This is a genomic window from Paenibacillus sp. FSL R10-2778, from assembly GCF_038593035.1.
Classification (GTDB): domain Bacteria; phylum Bacillota; class Bacilli; order Paenibacillales; family Paenibacillaceae; genus Paenibacillus_AQ; species Paenibacillus_AQ odorifer.
In genome coordinates, this window is sequence record NZ_CP151956.1 from 6,510,193 (window position 1) to 6,528,995 (window position 18,803).

At 46.2% G+C, this 18,803-nt stretch carries 16 protein-coding genes and 1 riboswitch; of the genes, 2 read left to right on the forward strand and 14 right to left on the reverse strand.

What is annotated here, in order from left to right:
* Window positions 1-81: 81 nt before the first annotated feature.
* The 13 genes from NST40_RS29210 to fni form a co-directional block, all read right to left on the reverse strand.
* Window positions 82-666 carry a TIGR01440 family protein gene (locus NST40_RS29210; RefSeq protein ID WP_076099682.1) on the reverse strand — a complete coding sequence of 195 codons (585 nt, stop codon included), beginning with the start codon at window positions 664-666 and terminating at the stop codon, window positions 82-84.
* Between the two features lie 74 nt (window positions 667-740).
* Window positions 741-823: riboswitch (ZMP/ZTP riboswitch) on the reverse strand.
* Window positions 824-871: 48 nt separating this feature from the next.
* Window positions 872-1,459: a low molecular weight protein arginine phosphatase gene (locus tag NST40_RS29215; protein WP_342410252.1), complete on the reverse strand. Its 588-nt coding sequence runs from the start codon at window positions 1,457-1,459 to the stop codon at window positions 872-874.
* Window positions 1,460-1,504: 45 nt separating this feature from the next.
* Window positions 1,505-2,077: a manganese efflux pump MntP family protein gene (locus NST40_RS29220; protein WP_038573646.1), complete on the reverse strand. Its 573-nt coding sequence runs from the start codon at window positions 2,075-2,077 to the stop codon at window positions 1,505-1,507.
* Window positions 2,078-2,181: 104 nt separating this feature from the next.
* Complete coding sequence (locus NST40_RS29225; protein WP_342410253.1) at window positions 2,182-3,543, reverse strand: L-threonylcarbamoyladenylate synthase; 1,362 nt, start codon at window positions 3,541-3,543, stop codon at window positions 2,182-2,184.
* Between the two features lie 105 nt (window positions 3,544-3,648).
* On the reverse strand, window positions 3,649-4,407 hold the full coding sequence (spoIIR, locus tag NST40_RS29230) for a stage II sporulation protein R (protein ID WP_081382511.1): 759 nt from the start codon (window positions 4,405-4,407) through the stop codon (window positions 3,649-3,651).
* Window positions 4,408-4,490: 83 nt separating this feature from the next.
* Window positions 4,491-5,678 carry an FtsW/RodA/SpoVE family cell cycle protein gene (locus NST40_RS29235; RefSeq protein WP_076276920.1) on the reverse strand — a complete coding sequence of 396 codons (1,188 nt, stop codon included), beginning with the start codon at window positions 5,676-5,678 and terminating at the stop codon, window positions 4,491-4,493.
* 510 nt (window positions 5,679-6,188) lie between these two features.
* Window positions 6,189-7,373, reverse strand: coding sequence for an FtsW/RodA/SpoVE family cell cycle protein (locus tag NST40_RS29240; protein ID WP_076276921.1), 1,185 nt, complete (start codon window positions 7,371-7,373; stop codon window positions 6,189-6,191).
* A 140-nt stretch (window positions 7,374-7,513) separates the two neighbouring features.
* On the reverse strand, window positions 7,514-8,467 hold the full coding sequence (prmC, locus tag NST40_RS29245) for a peptide chain release factor N(5)-glutamine methyltransferase (RefSeq protein WP_342410930.1): 954 nt from the start codon (window positions 8,465-8,467) through the stop codon (window positions 7,514-7,516).
* A gap of 25 nt (window positions 8,468-8,492) precedes the next feature.
* Window positions 8,493-9,569, reverse strand: a complete 1,077-nt coding sequence (gene prfA, locus NST40_RS29250; protein WP_036681601.1) for a peptide chain release factor 1 — start codon at window positions 9,567-9,569, stop codon at window positions 8,493-8,495.
* Between the two features lie 233 nt (window positions 9,570-9,802).
* Entirely contained in the window at window positions 9,803-10,903 is a 1,101-nt protein-coding gene (ychF, locus tag NST40_RS29255; RefSeq protein ID WP_036681604.1) for a redox-regulated ATPase YchF, read from the reverse strand.
* A gap of 100 nt (window positions 10,904-11,003) precedes the next feature.
* Entirely contained in the window at window positions 11,004-12,371 is a 1,368-nt protein-coding gene (locus NST40_RS29260; protein ID WP_342410254.1) for a S41 family peptidase, read from the reverse strand.
* 167 nt (window positions 12,372-12,538) lie between these two features.
* Window positions 12,539-13,009, reverse strand: a complete 471-nt coding sequence (locus tag NST40_RS29265; protein ID WP_232061473.1) for a GNAT family N-acetyltransferase — start codon at window positions 13,007-13,009, stop codon at window positions 12,539-12,541.
* A 36-nt stretch (window positions 13,010-13,045) separates the two neighbouring features.
* Window positions 13,046-14,185 (reverse strand): type 2 isopentenyl-diphosphate Delta-isomerase, encoded by a 1,140-nt coding sequence (gene fni, locus NST40_RS29270; RefSeq protein WP_342410255.1) that lies wholly within the window; start codon window positions 14,183-14,185, stop codon window positions 13,046-13,048.
* Between the two features lie 284 nt (window positions 14,186-14,469).
* On the opposite strand from fni, the gene NST40_RS29275 reads away from it, so the two are divergent.
* Window positions 14,470-16,005 (forward strand): phospholipase D family protein, encoded by a 1,536-nt coding sequence (locus NST40_RS29275; protein WP_342410256.1) that lies wholly within the window; start codon window positions 14,470-14,472, stop codon window positions 16,003-16,005.
* A gap of 51 nt (window positions 16,006-16,056) precedes the next feature.
* Here NST40_RS29275 and cls read toward each other — a convergent pair whose 3' ends face one another.
* Complete coding sequence (gene cls / locus NST40_RS29280) at window positions 16,057-17,565, reverse strand: cardiolipin synthase (RefSeq protein ID WP_076123942.1); 1,509 nt, start codon at window positions 17,563-17,565, stop codon at window positions 16,057-16,059.
* A 226-nt stretch (window positions 17,566-17,791) separates the two neighbouring features.
* On the opposite strand from cls, the gene NST40_RS29285 reads away from it, so the two are divergent.
* Window positions 17,792-18,709, forward strand: coding sequence for a TetR/AcrR family transcriptional regulator (locus tag NST40_RS29285; protein WP_076276923.1), 918 nt, complete (start codon window positions 17,792-17,794; stop codon window positions 18,707-18,709).
* Window positions 18,710-18,803: the final 94 nt, after the last annotated feature.

Consider the following 18,803-nt stretch of genomic DNA (forward strand, 5'->3'; position numbering starts at 1 on the left):
TGTATTTAAGTAGAAACGATTTGCCCGCCATAAAGAGACTTAGGTCTACGTTTCTGCAAAAAATATAAAAACTAAAGTTCGTTAATCACAAAACTGTGAACCACTTTGTTCTGGAGCACGATATACCGCACGTTCCCCGCCAATTAGTGGGGGTCTGGTCCATGCCGCATTCACTCTGGCTGCTCCAATGTATCGTAGAGTCGGACGGAAAGGAACGGCTACCCGCCGTAAATGCATTCCTATCAGTGTCTCGCCAATATCTAAACCAGCATGAGCTTCTATCGTTTCCGCCAAAACAGGATCTTTCATAGCGTGATAAGCAGCCGTAGCCATCGAACCTCCAGCACCTCGTATAGGTACAGCTGATACTTCCTTCAGACCAAGTGACTCTAGCAGAGAGCGTTCCATGACAAGTGCACGATTTAAATGCTCGCAGCACTGATACACCGGATGAAATCCTTTTTCCGCTGCTACTAAACGAACACCTTCAAGCAGTTGTTCTGCAACTTCAAGTGCACCACCAGTTCCAATCCGGACACCAGCAACCTCACTTGTGCTCACTCCGACGACAACAATTTTGCCTGACCCAAGGTTACCAGCCTCCGCCAACTCCCTTAACACAGTGACGGTGGCTTCAGTTAATGATAGCTCCACAACTTCGTCCATCACTCTACCTCCTCAAACTTCAAACAAGCTTATTTTAAACAAAAAAGAGCAGTCCGCAGGTAGCTGCGGATTTGCTCTTTTGCCCAGGCGACCGGCCGTTTATTCCGATGCTCCATCGTGGTTTGATCCACATTTGTCGCCAGTTACATCGGAACCGATTATTTGTAACTTCATCTTAAAGCAAAGTGAACTGAAAATCAACCATTTACAAATGGCGGAAGGTTTCCAGCTTATCCAGCAAACTGAATAGCGCAGTGCGAATCTCAGCAGCAGTTAGCTCATAGTCCTCACGCGTGCCACCAAATGGATCAGAAATATCGAAGCTCGGAATACGCTGGCGAATCTCAATCATCCGCTGCAGATCCGTTGCATTCGGTTCACCACCAAGGGCTAAGCTCAACTCCGCATCTGCGTAAAGGCTGTCCAATTCCTTGATATCTTCCGTCACCGCATCTTCATTATGCACGTATTCCTTCAATGTATAGGTTTTCGTTACAGCATCCGGAAAATACTGCAGCAAATGCTGCTTATGCCCACCCGTCAAGGTCAGCACAAGGTCGGCCCAAGCGACAGCTTGACCTGTCAATTGTGACGACTCCATTAAATCATGAATTCCTTCTTCCTGCAGTATAGCTGCAGCATGTCCTGATATAGAAGTACCGGAAATGGCGGATACACCTGCAGACCGCACTTCCAGGTCGATTCCACGTTCCTTCGCGAGCTTTCGTAAAAGCCCCTCAGCCATAGGACTTCGGCATGTATTCCCGGTGCAGACGAATAAAATATGCAGCATGTTTTGCACCCCCATGAAATTAAATATTCTAATGCCGTTATTGTATCAAAAGATGAATAGCAAGCCAAACCCAAGAAGTATTGCACCGCCTAGCGCTTCTCCATAATCCCCGAGACCACGACTGACATGCCGTCCAATTAGCAACCCTAGAATCGACATTAGTCCCCCGCAAGCACCGAAGGCTAAGATGGTCAAAAGTACTCCATTCACAAACATCCCCAGTGATACACCCACGGAGAAAGAGTCAATACTGACACTGAGCGAAAGAAGTATCATCCCCCACAAGGTTCGATGATCCATAGCTCGTGAGCTTCCTGTATCCGGACGAAAGGAGTTGTACACCATATGCCCGCCCAAAAGAACTAGAAGACCTCCAGCAGCATAAGTCGTTACTTGACCTAACAGGTGTCCGACATAACTTCCTGTCAATAAACCCAGGAGAGGCATCAGCATATGAAAAACAGCAATGAGCAGACTCATTTGCAGAACATGCAGCAGACGAATACCTTTCATCCCGATCCCTACACCGAGCGAAAAGGCATCCATCCCTAATGCAACCGCCATTATAGTAATGGTAACAATCTGCCCCCATTCGGTATATACATCTCCTAAGCCCATGCTTAACCCCCCAAGTCCGAAATATCTTGTACAACAACGATATGCGGACAAGGGGGTATTCATGACTTCATATGGGAGTCATATACGAAAAAGCAATGCCGTGGTTATCCGGCGTCGATGACAGATCCGCCGGCGGCTTTCATAAGCCGGTTCATAATGGCAGCGCCGAGGCCGGTATACGGGCAAGCCTCGGCTAAGATGTAAGTCGCTCCCGCTTCATCGAAGCGCCGCAAGGCGGCATATAGGGAGCGAGCCCCTTCCTCCAGCGAGGATAACGAGCCGAGGGAAAGAACACAGGCGGCAGGGTCGGCGGGATAAAGGGCCTTATGCTCCTCGAAGAGGAGCAAGCCCGTGACCTCGCCGTTTAGCTGCGCCGCCTGAAGTTGACTAGCGGCTTCATCCGCCACGCGCTGCGGGGAAGAGCCGCGCACTACACCAAGCCAGCCGCGCGGTGCGTAGTGCGTGTACTTCATGCCCGGCGCGCGCGGCGCCGAAATATCGCCAGCAGCATCCGCACCATACTTCTCAATAGATGCGGAAGCCCTTTCGAAAGGCTCACGATTGTTAACATTCAGGCAATCCGCTGAAGATTGCGCGGTAGTTGCTTTAGCTGTGATTGGCTCAGCAGTACTGAAATCAATAACAGAGTTTGTCGTCCCCGAATCAGCCAAGACAGTAGCGGTTGCGGTTGCGGCAGCAGTTGTCTCAGCATTACCGGGCTCTGAGCTTACAGCTTCTGCTCCCACCACTGCAGCCAATTGTTCCGAAGTAATCCCGCCGGGGCGCAGCACAGCAACTTTTCCGTCAGGCTGTACCTGCACGACTGTTGACTCTAGTCCAACTCCAGCAGCACCACCATCAAGGACGCCATCAATGTATCCAGCCAAATCTTCCATCACATGCGAAGCTAATGTCGGGCTCGGGCGACCCGAACGATTAGCACTGGGCGCCGCAACTGGACAACCTGCGGCACTTATCAGTGCTAGAGCTACCGGATGATCCGGCATCCGCACACCAACCGTATCCAAACCCGCCGTCACACAGGGCGACAGTACACCTTCACGAACAGGAAGCACAACTGTCAGCGGACCAGGCCAATAAGCTGCCATCAACGCGGCCGCCTTAGGATGCACCTCTGCAACAAGCTCGTCCAAAGCTGCCGTATCCGCAATATGCACAATTAACGGATTGTCAGAGGGCCGTCCTTTTGCCGCAAAAACAGCCTCAACTGCCGCCGTATTTCGGGCATCCGCCCCTAGCCCGTAGACGGTTTCGGTTGTAAAAGCCACGGTTCCGCCTTCACGAAGCATTGTTGCTGCCTCCGCTATCGCCAGCTTGTCAGCTTCATTCGGCTGAAATACCTCAGAGTTCGTTCCCTCAGCGGAATTCAACTTCCAGTATACAGTCTCATCTCTATTTCCACTCCGCCGCTGAACGGCGAATAAAGGATTATTGTGTTCACTCATTCTCATCACAGGCTTTCTAGAAGATATAATTTAGCTTAGCAAAAAAACGGCCCCAGTAGGGAGCCGTGATAGATCTGCTTATAAAATAGTAACATATCTGGGGTCTTACGACCATAATCCACTGATCCAGTTCCAAAGGTTCTGCAGCAGCTCCCAGACGAAGAACCGTACCTCTGGCTCAGCAGCAGTTTCTCCTGATGAAGCACTTCCTGCCGAGGAATCAGCCTGCACTGTTTTTGCAGCTGCTGATTTCACCTTAGCACTGTTATCCGCACCAGCAGCGGACACTGTTTTTGTACCTTTGTCAGCAGCAGGTGCTGCCGCATCTCCAGAGCCTGCATCGATAAAGCAAAGCGGAGGAAACAGTACACACCACCAATTTTGCCCCTTGCCCGCACCAAGTGTGACCCGAACAGCTTCATACTCCCCAGCAGGATAGACGGTGCCACCGTATAATTTGGTTGGAAAAGGGACTACGCCCAGCTCCACTTTATAGGAATATTCAATGCCCCGTTTCTCCAGCTCTGATCCAACCAACGCGTTAAGCTCCGGCAGATGATTTCTAATCAGAGCACGTGCCTGCTCCAAGCTCTGTGGATCCTCAAGAGCAGATACCCACTGGTTCATTTGCTCCACAATTTTATCGCGAATTTGCCGCTTCACCAGCTGATCTTGCGCTCCGTCAGAATTAGCCAGAATACGTAACCGGATAGATTCTTGGGGAATAGATACTTCAGCTACTGCAGCATCGGTTTTTTGACCTTCCCAAGCCATCATGAGGACCATAAAAAAACAAATTAAAATGGCAGTATACTTAAAAGTTACACGTAAGGAATCTCTTTTATCCATATGATTATCGTTCATTTGTTGCAGCCCCTCTCCTCTTAACTCTCATGCTAGTAGTATGCCCGGAGATAAGAGACTGCAAACCTATGAATCTATTAAATTTATAACTTCAATGCCAGCTCCTTATGCAGCTGCAAATCTTCCTCTACATCCTGCCCATAAAGATGCACGCTCATCACGACCCCCATGCTGGCCATATTAATCAGAAGAGACGTGCCTCCATAACTGATAAACGGAAGTGTTATTCCTGTCAACGGCATCAGGCCGATAAAAGCTCCAACATTCTCAAGAATTTGATACAACAGCATAGCCGTAATTCCAATGATTAGAAATGGTCCGCTACGCTCCTTACTCTCGAGAGCAATCAATATCATCCGATGCAGCAAAATAAAAAAGAGCAAGAGCAGCAGCGCAGACCCCACAAATCCAAACTCCTCGGCAATCTGCACGAATATCGCATCCGAATAGGTATATGGGACACGATTATTCTGCACAGAGCTGCCCTGCATATATCCCTCCCCACTCATTCCCCCGGAGGCTATAGCTATTTTGGCATTTTTCGTGTGATAGCTCGCCTTCTCTGTCGCTAAATCAGGTACCAGCCAAGGGTCAAACCGCTCCACTAAATGATCCTTACCAATGCCTTCAAAAAAATTGACTGCTTCATCATGATAGTTTATATAGCTCAAAATCCCAGCAAGACCAATCCCACCCACTATAAGCAAGCCGATGAGCGCATGCGACAATTTGATATTCCCAATCCATAAAAGTCCAATTAATATTACGATGTAGCTAAGGGCATTCCCCAAATCATTTTGCATAATCACTATACCAAATGGAATGAACGTAAGAATGGTGAGAGGAACAATCCCTTTCCAGAAGGTTAAGGTAGACCCTTGTTTTCGAATTAAGATCGATGATAAAAAAAGAATCAATACCAATTTAAACAGCTCGGCAGGCTGAAACCTAAGTCCACCGATCTCAAGTCCCAATTGAGCACCGTTCTCTACTTTACCAATAAAACTAACCGACACTAACAAGACTAAGCCCAAGAGATAAATATAAAGTGCATGTTTAACAAATATCTTAAAGTCCACAAAAGCGAGCACAATAAAAACTACAAAACCTAAAATATAGTATTTAAGCATTTGTAAATGAAATCCATCCAATTTCATCGGAGGCGTTATTCTTCCATTGGTTACACTGTATATTGAAAAAATACTAATCACCATCAACATAATCAGAACAGTAACGATTACCTTATCAATCTTTTTGAACTTTTGAAGCATCTGCAAGCCCCTTACTCTGTTAAGGTTTCAACTCTCCTCTCTCAGGGAAAGTCGTTCCTTTCTATTGTAGAACATTCGTGAATATAATTCCAAATTTATGTAGCCAATCTATAAAATATCTTTCTATTAAAATTACACTCTGACGTGATTTTACTCTATGATCCAAACCTAACGGACTCCGCAGACTTTATTTATGGATTTATTGCTTTACGGGAACTTTTGCGGACTCCAGAGTCGTTATTACTTGCCATTTTGCAGTAAATCCAGTCTTTTTGATCAAATAACGTCTTTGCGGTCCGATACTATCCAATACGTAGTTAATATTCGAGTATAAGGGCATCTGAGTCCGAGTCAGGATACAAATACGAATACGAATTACTTCCAGCCTGCTTACCTGAAACGGCCCGTATTACGTATTACACCAATCCGACGAAGCCGTCCTCCATCAAAAAGAACCGCCAGCACCCCTATTAAACAATAAGGACCTGACGGTTCTACTTTATTTCGTGGTTACACCTGTTTGGCAGCTGCATAAGGAGTAGGTTTAGGAAAATCCTCTTCCACTTCTTGCCCGTGCAGGCGCACACTCATTACCAGCCCGATGCTGGCCATATTAATGAGCAGTGATGTACCCCCGAAGCTGATGAAAGGTAACGTAATACCAGTCAAGGGCATCAAGCCGATAAATGCGCCGATATTCTCAAAAATCTGATACAACATCATCGCGACAACACCGACAATCAGGAAAGGGCCAGCTCTATCCCTAGACTCCAGCGCAATCAGAATCATCCGGTGAATCAAAATAAAGTACAGCAGCAACACAAACGCCGAACCTACAAACCCAAATTCTTCGGCAATCTGCACAAAGATAGAATCTGAATACGTATATGGCACCCGATCCGTCTGAACGGAGCTGCCGTTCATGTAGCCTTCGCCGCTCATTCCACCTGATGCAATCGCCAGCTTGGCGTTTTTAGTATGATAAAGGGCTTTGGATGTCGCTTTGTCTGGAACAAGCCAAGGATCAAAACGTTCAATCCAGTGAGATCGTCCAATATCCGTTAGGAAGGTTTTAATTTCATCGTGATAATGGATATAACTCATAATTCCTGCAATCGCAGAACTAGCCACGATGACCAGCCCGATTAATGCATGCGTGTATTTAATATTGCCAATCCACAACAGACCCGCAAGAATCACAACGTAAGACAAGGCATTCCCAAGGTCATTTTGGGTAAGGACAATAAGGAACGGAAACAAGGTCAGAAGGCCGAGCGGTACAACATCCCGCCAGAACAGAAGCTTACTCTTATTCTTGCGGACAAGCATGGCTGCCAGAAAAAGAATTAATATCAGCTTGAACAGCTCTGCAGGCTGCAGACTCAGGCCCCCCGGCAGGGTCAACCAACCTTGCGCATTATTTTTGGTCTCGCCCAAAAAGCTGACGAGCACCAGCATCCCTATCCCAAACAAATAAATATATATCGCATATTTCACTAATATTCTGTAATCCAAAAAGGTCATTCCAATAAAAGCTACAAAACCAATAGCATAATACATCATCATACGAATATGATGTCCGTCCAGCTTCTCTCTTCCATGAGTAACGCTATATATGGCGAAGATGCTGACCACCATGAGTAATAACAGAACGACTACAATAGCACCATCAATCTTTTTAATCTTCTGAAGCACGCTCTGCCTCCCTACTCTATATCTGGGCTTTCTTTATGATCCCCTAAGAAATCCTGCTAAATTCTATTGTAAAGGAAGTCGGATTGAAAATACAATTTCTCTACTCCGGACAAAATGAACCCTCTGCATAGCAGGCAATATTATCTCGTTATGCCTAGCACATGACGCGGGATTCCAGCCAGATCATTAATGGTGATAATCTCGGTCCAATGGCCCGCTGCCGCAAGGAGTGCAGCGACTTGCTCAGTTTGACCGAAGCCAAGCTCAAAGCCGATCAGGCGCGGCGGTGCCGGGAGCAGCATCAGCTGCTCCATCATGCGGCGGTACGGGTCCAGCCCGTCCGCTCCGCCATCCAGCGCAGTGCGCGGCTCATGGTCGCGCACCTCACGCTGCAGCCCGGCGATATCCTCGCCGGGGATGTATGGCGGGTTGGAGACGAGAATATCCGTCTCCATCCCCGCGAACGGCTCGAGCAGATCGCCGAGCCGAAAGTCCACAGCTGTGCCATTGCGCAAAGCGTTGCGCTCGGCCACAGCCAGAGCCGCCGGCGAAATATCGCCGGCGCAGACCCGCCACGCCGGCGCTTCCGCCGCCAACGTGACGGAGATCGCACCGCTGCCGGCGCCGATATCGACGGCGGTCAGCGGTCTTGCGGTGCGCGCGTCCCCCGCGCCGCCTCCGTTGCGGGCCGCAGCGCCGCCCGCGCTATCCAACGCCGCTTCGCCCGGCGTTACGACGCCTTCCGGCCAAAGCTCCGCACCGTAACGTAAAATCGCCTCGACAAGCAGCTCCGTCTCCGGCCGCGGAATAAGCACGTCAGGCGTCACCTCAAAAGGCCGCCCGTAAAATTCCTGCTCACCGATGATATACTGCACCGGCTCACCAGCACCCCGGCGGGTAACTCCCGCCTCAAACGCTTCCTTAACCGCAGCTGGAAAAGGATCTGCCAGCGCCATGTAATAAGCTGCGCCAGACACTCCAAGCACATGCTCCAGCAGCAATTGTGCACTGCGCTGCGGTTCATTGCAGCCGCTCCGGCTCAAAAAAGAAGAAGCCTCCGCAAAGGCTTCCCGGATGCTTTTGACTTCCGACATGACATATACGCCATCGTTCAAAGCATTATTCTCCATTATCCATATTATCCATCAAGTCAGCTTGTTCAGCGATTGAAAGGGCTGAGATAATTTCAGTGATTTCTCCGTTCATAACCTGCTCCAAACGGTGCAGTGTCAGGCCAATACGATGGTCTGTAACCCGGCTCTGTGGGAAGTTATACGTCCGAATGCGCTCACTACGGTCACCCGTACCTACTTTGCTCTTCCGTTCACCGGCATACTTCGCTTCTTCTTCCTGCCGTTTCATATCAGAGATACGGGCACGAAGCACTTGCAGCGCTTTTTCTTTATTGGAGTTCTGTGACTTACCGTCCTGACAGGTAGCAACGATGCCTGTAGGTACATGGGTTACACGTACTGCAGACTTGGTCGTATTTACAGACTGTCCGCCTGCACCACTAGAACAGAAGGTATCCACGCGAATATCTTTATCATGGATCTCGATCTCAAAAGCCTCAGCTTCCGGCATCACAGACACCGTAGAAGTAGAGGTGTGAATACGACCTCCGGATTCGGTCGCTGGGATACGTTGTACGCGATGCGCACCACTTTCGTATTTCAGCTTACTGTATGCACCACGGCCGTTAATAAGGAAGATTACCTCTTTGAATCCACCAAGATCACTCGCGTTAACATCCATTAACTCAACGCGCCATCCTTGTGCATCAGCATAACGAGTGTACATCCGGTAAAGGTCTGAAGCGAACAATGCTGCTTCATCTCCACCCGCTGCACCACGAATTTCAACGATTACGTTCTTATCATCATTCGGGTCTTTAGGCAGCAGCAATACGCGGATTCTCTCTTCCAGCTCCACTTGACGTTTGGAAAGGTCATCAATTTCCATCTTGACCATTTCTTTCATCTCATCATCAAGCTTTTCGCCTTGCATCTGCTTAGCAGCTTCAAGCTCTTCCATTACACTCTTATATTCAGTATACGCCTCAAATGCGGGCTGTAGGTCTGATTGTTCTTTGGAATAGTCCCTCAGTTTCTTACTGTCGTTTGCAACATCCGGATCACAAAGCAGTTCACTGAGCTTCTCATAGCGGTCCGCCAGGGATTGCAATCGGTCCAACAAGGGAATTCACCTCTCCTGATTCAATTTCAAATTCGCAAATATAACATCAAATTTGTACTGTCATAAAAATAGATATACGACTTTATATTATACCAAAGATATTGTGAAATGGCTACAGTTCCGTACGCACAATACCTTAATAAAAAGCTTATATTTTTAAAAAGGATCATCCCAGCAATAGAAACTCCCACTGCTCGAGATGACCCCTTTATCATTCGTACACTTAAAACTTCTTAAACGTTAAAACGGAAATGCATTACGTCGCCGTCTTGCACCAAATATTCTTTACCTTCAAGACGTAGTTGACCACGTTCCTTCGCACCGTTCATGGAACCAGCTGCCACAAGATCCGCGTAAGCCACTACTTCAGCACGGATAAATCCGCGTTCGAAATCTGTATGAATCACACCGGCAGCTCCAGGTGCTTTGGTGCCGCGGCGAATCGTCCACGCCCGAACTTCCTGAACGCCTGCTGTGAAATACGTATACAAGCCAAGCAGTTTATAAGCCGCTTTAATCAACCGGTTAAGGCCGGATTCTTCCAGTCCCAGCTCTTCCAGGAACATAGCTTTATCTTCGCCTTCAAGCTCAGCAATTTCTGCTTCCACCTTAGCACTGATCGGAACCACTTCTGCACCTTCAGTAGCTGCGAAATCACGAACTTGCTGTACATAAGGATTGTCCTCAGCACTTGCCACTTCATCTTCACTTACATTCGCCGCATACAGCACTGGCTTCAATGTTAACAAATGAAGATCACGAATAATAAGCTTCTCGTCATCAGACAATTCTATACTGCGTGCAGGTTTATCTTCGTAGAGCACTTCTTTGACGCGTTCTAGCAGTTCAACTTCTTGAGCGTATTTCTTGTCGCCGCCTTTGATATTCTTACGGGAACGCTCAATCCGCTTCTCAATGCTCTCAATATCAGCAAGAATCAGCTCCAGATTAATGGTCTGGATGTCGCTGATCGGATTTACTTTTCCATCAACGTGGGTAACGTTCTCATCTTCAAAACAACGAACCACATGCACGATAGCATCTACTTCACGGATATGGGCCAGGAACTTGTTGCCTAGTCCTTCTCCTTTACTCGCACCACGCACGAGACCAGCAATATCCACAAATTCAAAAGCAGTAGGTACGGTCTTGTTCGGCTGTACCAGCTCAGTCAGTTTATCAAGACGTTCGTCTGGAACTTCAACAACACCAACGTTAGGGTCAATGGTACAAAAAGGGTAGTTAGCGGATTCTGCTCCCGCTTGCGTTATCGCATTAAACAATGTGGATTTTCCTACGTTAGGAAGACCGACGATTCCAGCTTTCAAAGCCATTTATATGACAACTCCTATTTTCAGCTAAATTGATCATCCGAATAAGCTATACGATCTAAACCATTATATATTAGAACATATTCGCCAGCAACACCGGATGTCAAGCAGATGTGTCCGAACGCGCAAGCTCTAATACCTTTTTTATCGCCGGCTGGTCCAGTAATGGCTTAGATTTATCTGGATCAACCTCCACATCAGGCACAGTCTTTACCTCTTCATTACAACTTCCATCAGAATTCAGACCCATTTCAAAGGAAAACCTGAATACATAACCGCTATTTGGCAATGCAACAACAAGCGGATCTATCCCTAGTCCATCCCCACCTGTCCTGCCGCCTACAACCGTTGCAAACCCGGTGCCTTTTGCAAAGGCTGCAAGACCTTCCGCTGATGAATACACAGAGCTATCTACCAGCAAATAGATTTTCCCTTCAAATCCAACAGATTTATTAGGAGTTACTACATCATTTATTTTTCTATATGTCTTGAACATCTTTAAAGCCTCAGATGGCAGATTAGGCAGTTGCTCATCTTTGATGCCGGAAATAGGTTGTTGCCCGGCTGTGATCTGACGTGCCTGCATAAAAGTCTCCGCATATTTGCCTCTTGTATAAAGGAAGTATGTATTATATTCGATAGGTTTATTAATCAACAGAGGAACAATATGAATTCTCCAATAATTACTGTTTCCTCCCCCATTTCCACGGATATCTAATATTAAGGTCTTATAGTCCTTTACCTCTATTAAAAAATCATGGATCTCGGAGCTGTCCATCTCCATGAGACTCCCGTCAAAGCTTTGCATGCCGAGATAAGCGATTCGATCGGGCTCTATAATGACTTTTTTTACATTCCCAGAAGTCTTTTTTGTTACATCTCCTACTCCATCTCCACCATTATGTATATCGTTATTGAGTTCATTAGAGTTTTGCTGCTCCGTTAAAGGTTTCTGGTTGTAACGGGCCAATACGTTAGGCTGTTGAACCACGTCGATCCAAGGTTCATAACCAAAACCTGCCTGAACATAGGTATGTAGGTACCAAGGATATTCCTCCTTGGATATAAAATTCGTATGCCCATTGTTTAATCTGCTAAGGACAAATCTCATTCGTCTCAAAAACTCATCATCCGATTTCACGGCTGCTATTTTATTGCGGTATTCCTCTTTTTTAGCAAGCCAATCCTCTCCATTGAGACGTTTATTCACCTCTAGGAAAGGATAGTTCTCCTCAATAATCTTCCACATGTAATCAAAATCTTCTAGCCTTTTTTCCACTGTCAATGAAGGCAACGCTACTTTCGATTGTTCTTCAACTAAAGCTGAAGAGGCTAGCGGTGCAACCGGACTTGCCTGAACTTGCTCAGACTCAGATTTCTTCTTTCCTGGTAAATTGCCACTGTTGCAGCTAACCAGTAATAGTAATACTACTGCGGAAACAACCACCCACGATACAGTCCTTGGCCTCACCTTAATCCCCCCTTTTCTCTCTTTATGACTTAATCCATTTTCAGGAATTTATTTTTTAATCATATTTTCCTAATCATCCTAAATCAAATATATTTATCACAATTATTTACATAATAATTCAGTAGAACAACAAAAAAAGACCTCTTTCGAGGTCCTCACCTTATGGACTATAGATCTTTAGACATCGTGATGTCAGTTACGATATACCCCATTTTTTTGTATAGCTCAAATGCACGATTGTTCTGGCCGAAGACGTGCAACCCGATTTTGGTAACATTCATCTCCCGGGCTTCTTCATCGAGTGCGATCATAGCCTGCTTGCCATAACCCTTACTCTGGAACGGTTCAAAAACATAAAAATCATAAATGAAAGCCTCGCGGCCACCACGGCCTTCACTTACGTTAAACCAGATATAACCCACCTGTTCATCACTGCTTATTTCTACTATGGAATATAGATAAGCACCATCTGTGTGCAGCCCTTTTGGCAAAGAGCGTGTTATAGCTTCCTCAGACAGCTTCATCGCGATCTCTGGATCCCAAGCACCGGCGCTGATCTTATCTTCCGCATAATCCCGGGTAGCTTGACCTAAGAAAAATTGAAAGGCCGACTCATCCATATGGATCAGTTTAATCATAATCTTACTCACTTCCTCGCTTCAATATTTACCATCCTATTTACGTATTAAACGGGAAGTTCCACGTAAAGTTGCTAAATCTGGAGCGCCAATACCAAACATTGCTATTTTTAGCTCCAGTTCTACCTGTGCTAATGCAGCATCCAGCGCCTCTTCAGAATCGACAGCCGGCCCTAACAGATTGCGGCCAAAGCCTGCCAGATCAGCTCCAAGTGCCAATGCTTTCGCTGCATCCACGCCATGTTTCAGTCCGCCGCTGCCAATCAAAGCGCCCTGCGGAGAAACTGCACGCACCTCTGTGATACAATCAGCTGTTGGAGTGCCCCAATCCGCGAAAACCTCCGCCGCTGCCCGCCGTATAGGATCTACACTGCGGAACTTCTCCACCTGACTCCAGGATGTCCCGCCTGCACCCGCAACATCAATAAAAGCCGCTCCTGCATTATAAAGACGTGCAGCTGCATCTCCATCAATGCCCCAGCCTACTTCTTTCACACCTACAGGGACTTCAAGTGCCCGGCATACCTTCTCTATCTGCGATAGCAAAGAGGCAAAACCAGTGTTCCCTTCCGGTTGAAAGACCTCTTGCAGGCCATTCAGATGTAGTACAAGAAAATCAGCACCTGCGATATCCACAGCCCGGCGACATTCCTCAATCCCAAAACCATAGGACAGCTGTACAGCACCAATATTGGCGATAACCGGAATATCAGGCGCTTGATCCCGCACATAAAAGGTTGCCGTAAGCTCAGAACGCTCCACTGCCGCCCGAACCGAACCTACACCCAGCGCCCAACCCCGACGCTGCGCAGCTGCGGCTAACCGGGCATTAATCGCTCCTGTAGCTGCACTGCCACCTGTCATCGAGCTGATGAGCAGCGGCGTACGCAGCTTACGATCCAAAAACGTAGTCTGCAATGATATATCGTCGAAATTCAGCTCTGGCAGAGCATTATGCTGAAATCTGTAATGTTCAAACCCTGTAGTCACACCGACGCCACCTACTTCCTCATTTAGGCAAAGGCGTACATGTTCAATTTTGCGTTCGCCTGTCTTCGATGTAGGCAATAAAGATCTTTTGTCAGAAGCCTCTGCAGCCGGTAGGTCCTTGCCATGATCTGCGCCAGACTGCCTAGTCGCATCATATGGCACGGCCTCTTCTGGCGTATGATTCATGCTGCGTTCCTCCTATTTCCAAACTCGATTTATTATAACATATCCCTACAGATGAATTTACAATATGAGGTTAGCGATTACAATTCTCCGGTTTCGTAATCATTAATTTCATAAACATCCTACTAATCGCTCAAACTCATTATAGCTAGCCGAATGTTATTTCATTACTGTTAAGGATATTTGGGCTGCTTCATTTCGCTCCACTAGGTGTTAATAGGTTGGTAATACACCGGAGCATAACAATCACAAGGAAGTGCTCTGCAATAATTTCAGGAGGAACTTCCATGAATTCAGATCGTCAGCAACCCGTTCACCCCTATAAACCTAAAGAAATAAACTACACTCCCGGTTTAACTACGAAGAAACGTTCCGGTACACGCCGCCGTACACGGGTGTTATGGGCTTTCGTCATTCTAATCCTCTGGTTAACCGGCGTAATGATTTATCAGACACACAAATCTCTACCCAGCGGCATTTCCTATGAAAGCCCTATATACAAAACGAATCATGTATCCTTCTGGCACGACCTGACCTATTCGGACGGTACAGCCACGGGCACTCAAGAGAGTCAGATTCTTTCGAGGATTCTACAAATTATCGAGGAGTCCAAAGAATTTTTGGTGATTGACCTCTTTCTTTTCAATGATTATACCCATAAAGATCAGTCCTTTCCTCCGGTCAGCCGAATGTTGACGGACAAGCTTATTTTACAAAAAACAACTTATCCTGAGATGGAGATCGTCTTCATTACAGATGAGGTTAATACCAATTACAACTCTGCACCCAATCATCTTCTGGAAGAATTGAAGGCTGCGGGGATTAAAGTGATTTTGACCGATGTAAATGCTCTACGCGATTCTACGCCTGCTTATTCCGCTGTCTGGCGTACCTTTATTCAATGGTTCGGACAGTCGGGCGAAGGCCGGATTCCCAATCTTATGGCCAGCGGAGGACCGGATATTACCGCACGTTCTTATTTGAAGCTACTTAATGTGAAGGCTAACCACCGTAAGGTGGTTGTTAGTGAGAATACCGCTCTAGTCTCCTCAGGAAATATCCATGATGCCAGCGCCTATCATTCCAATATCGCTCTGGAAGTACAAGGCCCAATTATTGCTGATATTCTCCAGACGGAACAAGCCGCGGCCAATCTTTCGGATGCAGGGCCACTACTCACTTATGAGCCAGACTTCACCAAGGAGAAGGATCAGCACTCTGAAGAATCTATGGAGGTCCGCTATTTAACGGAAGGAAAAATATATAAATATGCACGGCAAGCCCTCCAATCTGCGCAGAAGGGTGACACCATTTGGATGGGTATGTTCTACCTTGCCGATGATGCCATTCTCGATGAATTGGTAGAGGCTACCGGACGAGGCGCTACGGTAAAATTGATACTGGACCCCAATCAGAACGCCTTCGGCCGTGATAAAATCGGCATTCCTAACCGTCCAGTTGCCATGAACTTGAACAAGCGTACAAACGGAGAGATCTCTATTCGCTGGTACAATACGACCAAAGAGCAATATCATCCAAAGTTGCTCTTCATTGCCAAACAGACTGGAAGTTCCATCATACTTGGCGGTTCCACCAATTTTACGACACGCAATCTGGATGACTACAACCTGGAGAATAATCTGTGGGTATCTGTAAAACAAGATCAGCCTCTTTATACCGAGATGGAAACCTACTTCAATCGACTGTGGAATAACGAGGACCATGAGTATACTCTGCCTCTTGAAGCTTATCAGGGCGAAGTAACTTGGTTCAAGTACATTCTGTTCCGGTTGCAGACCACCTTGGGTTTAACCACTTTTTAAAGCAAAAACCACCGCAGATGAGGGATCACACCCTCTGCGGTGGTTTTTGGGTTATAGTAACGGTGACATAAGCCGAGCAGCAGATTCCAGTATACGGATCACCATACGCTTATTCATAAATTCCTCATGCTCAATTAAGCTGGTAGATAATAAATCCCGTTCAAAATCAGCAACAATACGAGCAACGCTCTCCGTCTGAATCAGTAGTGCATTCACTTCAAAGTTAAGGTGGAAGCTGCGCATATCCATATTGGCCGTGCCAATGGTCGCTATTTCACCATCAACGATAAGCAGCTTCGAGTGGATAAATCCCTTTTCATATTCATAAATCTTCACGCCAGCTTCCAGCAACGCCGGAAAATAAGAGTGTGAAGCCAGAAACGGAATCCATTTATCCGGCTTAGCCGGGAATAACAATCGCACATCTAAACCAGAAACAGCAGCTACACGCAGTGCAGTTAAGATGTCCTCATCAGGAATAAAATATGGACTGGCAATCCACACCGATTTCTCGGCAGAAGTGATCATGGAGAAGAAAATGTTTTTGAGCGCACGACGTTCGTTATCCGGCCCACTAGCAATAATCTGTACGGCACCATCACCTGTCATAAAGCGAAGCTGCGGAGTGAGATAGTCTTGCTCCAGTATTTTTTCGCCCGTAGTGTGCATCCAATCTTGCAGGAAAATAATTTGCATCGTCCGTACCGCTTCGCCTCTAACCAACATATGTGTGTCACGCCAAAACCCATAAGTCTTACTGCGGCTTAAATATTCATCGCCTACATTGAGCCCCCCCATGAATCCGACATCGCCGTCGATCACAACAATCTTACGGTGATTCCGGTAATTCACACGGCTGGAAAAAAAGGATGTTGAATTTCCGTACGAAGCCACCTGAACCCCGGCATCACTCATTTCCTTCAAAAAAGCTTTGGAAAGCTGAAAACTGCCAACGGCATCATACATAAATCTGACTGCAACACCGGCGCGAGCTTTATCGATCAGAATTTGTTTAATGCGTGTTCCAATGTGGTCCGCCCGGAAGATGTAATACTCCATATGAATGTGATGTTTAGCTTGACGGAGCTCCAACAATAACGTACCAAACGTCTCTTCACCATTAGTGAGGATACGAGTTTCTGATGCAAAGGAAATAGGAGTACGTGCTAAAGTTTTGGATAACAGCAGCAGTTTTTGGCGCGAGGGATCAAAGACTGACCAATCTTGGTGCGTACGTAAAGCGTCATTCTCAATTCTTTCGTAGGCCATAAGGTCTCTTTGTGCCTTTTTATCATATTTACGGCGTTTGAACACATTTTGCCCAAATAGAAAATAGAAGACCAGTCCCAGCACCGGGATCAACGCAAGCAATAAGATCCATGACATTGTTGTAGAAGGATTACGGTTCTCCATAAAAATAGCCAAGCTAATCGAAATGACTGTCAGAGTGGAGAAGATACTAATAATCGTTCCCGCAGTACTCCCAAAAATGCCGAAACCAAAATAATAAAATGCTATGAATGCCCCAATGATAATTATAGATTGAAGTCCTCTTCTCATACTCTACCTACCTTCTTATTCATACAAGCAACACGAAATTGACACATTTTATATATTACATGAAGAACACATTTCTTCCTAGCAAATTACTGTTTAAAGTCTATTTACGACAAAACTGTAACCCTTCTGTTCCGATATTTGTAATGCCTGGTTGTATAGAATATAATTATTCTGACCAACTAGTCAATTATAGAACCGGGTAGTCAGAAAGGAGGTTAATCCTTTAATGAATGATAAAACTGTTGATAAGCAGGAGCAGATTATTAAGATTGCTATGCAGTTATTCGCTGTAAAAGGCTCCTCGTCCACATCCATGCAAGAGATAGCTGAATTATGCGGGATTTCGAAGGGCAGTTTATATCTGGTATTTAAATCAAAAGAAGAACTGGAGCGCAGTATCTTCCTTTATTGTTATCGGATGATTCGGGACCCCTTGTTACGTGAAGAACAGGAAACCCGACGAACACCACGTGAGAAGCTTAGGAATCAGATAGAAATTCTGCTAAGTCATGTGTACGAATTACGCGAGTTCTTGCAGCGTCAAATTCAGGAGGTTGCGGGCAAAGGATTTGATACTGAAGTCCCGGACTGGCTGCGTAGAAACAACGCTTCCTTCTTAAGATGGTTCCAGGTGAAAATGGAGTTGCTCTACGGAAAAGACGTCGTTCCCTATACCGGAGATTTATGTATGATCGGACATGGTCTCATCAAATCTTATATTGCGGTTATTTTTCGTAAGGATACGCAGGTACCTATTGCCGATATGGCAGATCATCTAATGAATTTAATGGATATGATCGTGTCTGGCTTGCTTACTAGTAAACAGGCTCCGCTAATCAACTCTGCTACTTTAGCAAACTGGATGGCGGAGAATGAGGAGAACAAACGAAAAAATCCATTACAGCTCATTAAAGAAATGAAGACTGCGATCAGTAAACTAGATAGTATAGCATCCGAAGAAGCAGCCGATCTGCTGGAATCGCTCAACATTCTGGAAGGTGAAGTCCTTATCCCTCACCCGCGAAAAGCAATCATTCAGGGGATGCTGTCCAACCTCCAATCCTGCTCTGAGCTCACAGCAGAATTGGAAGAGCTGAGGAAGCTAATTGCCTCAATTCCGCACAATTCATGTGTATTTCGTTAATTGACTCTAAGAAGAGTTCGGTAGAGAGAAAGTCATGGATAGTGAGTATTATGATTTTTTATAATGGCGCCTTATTTCGTAAAGAAAAGGGCCG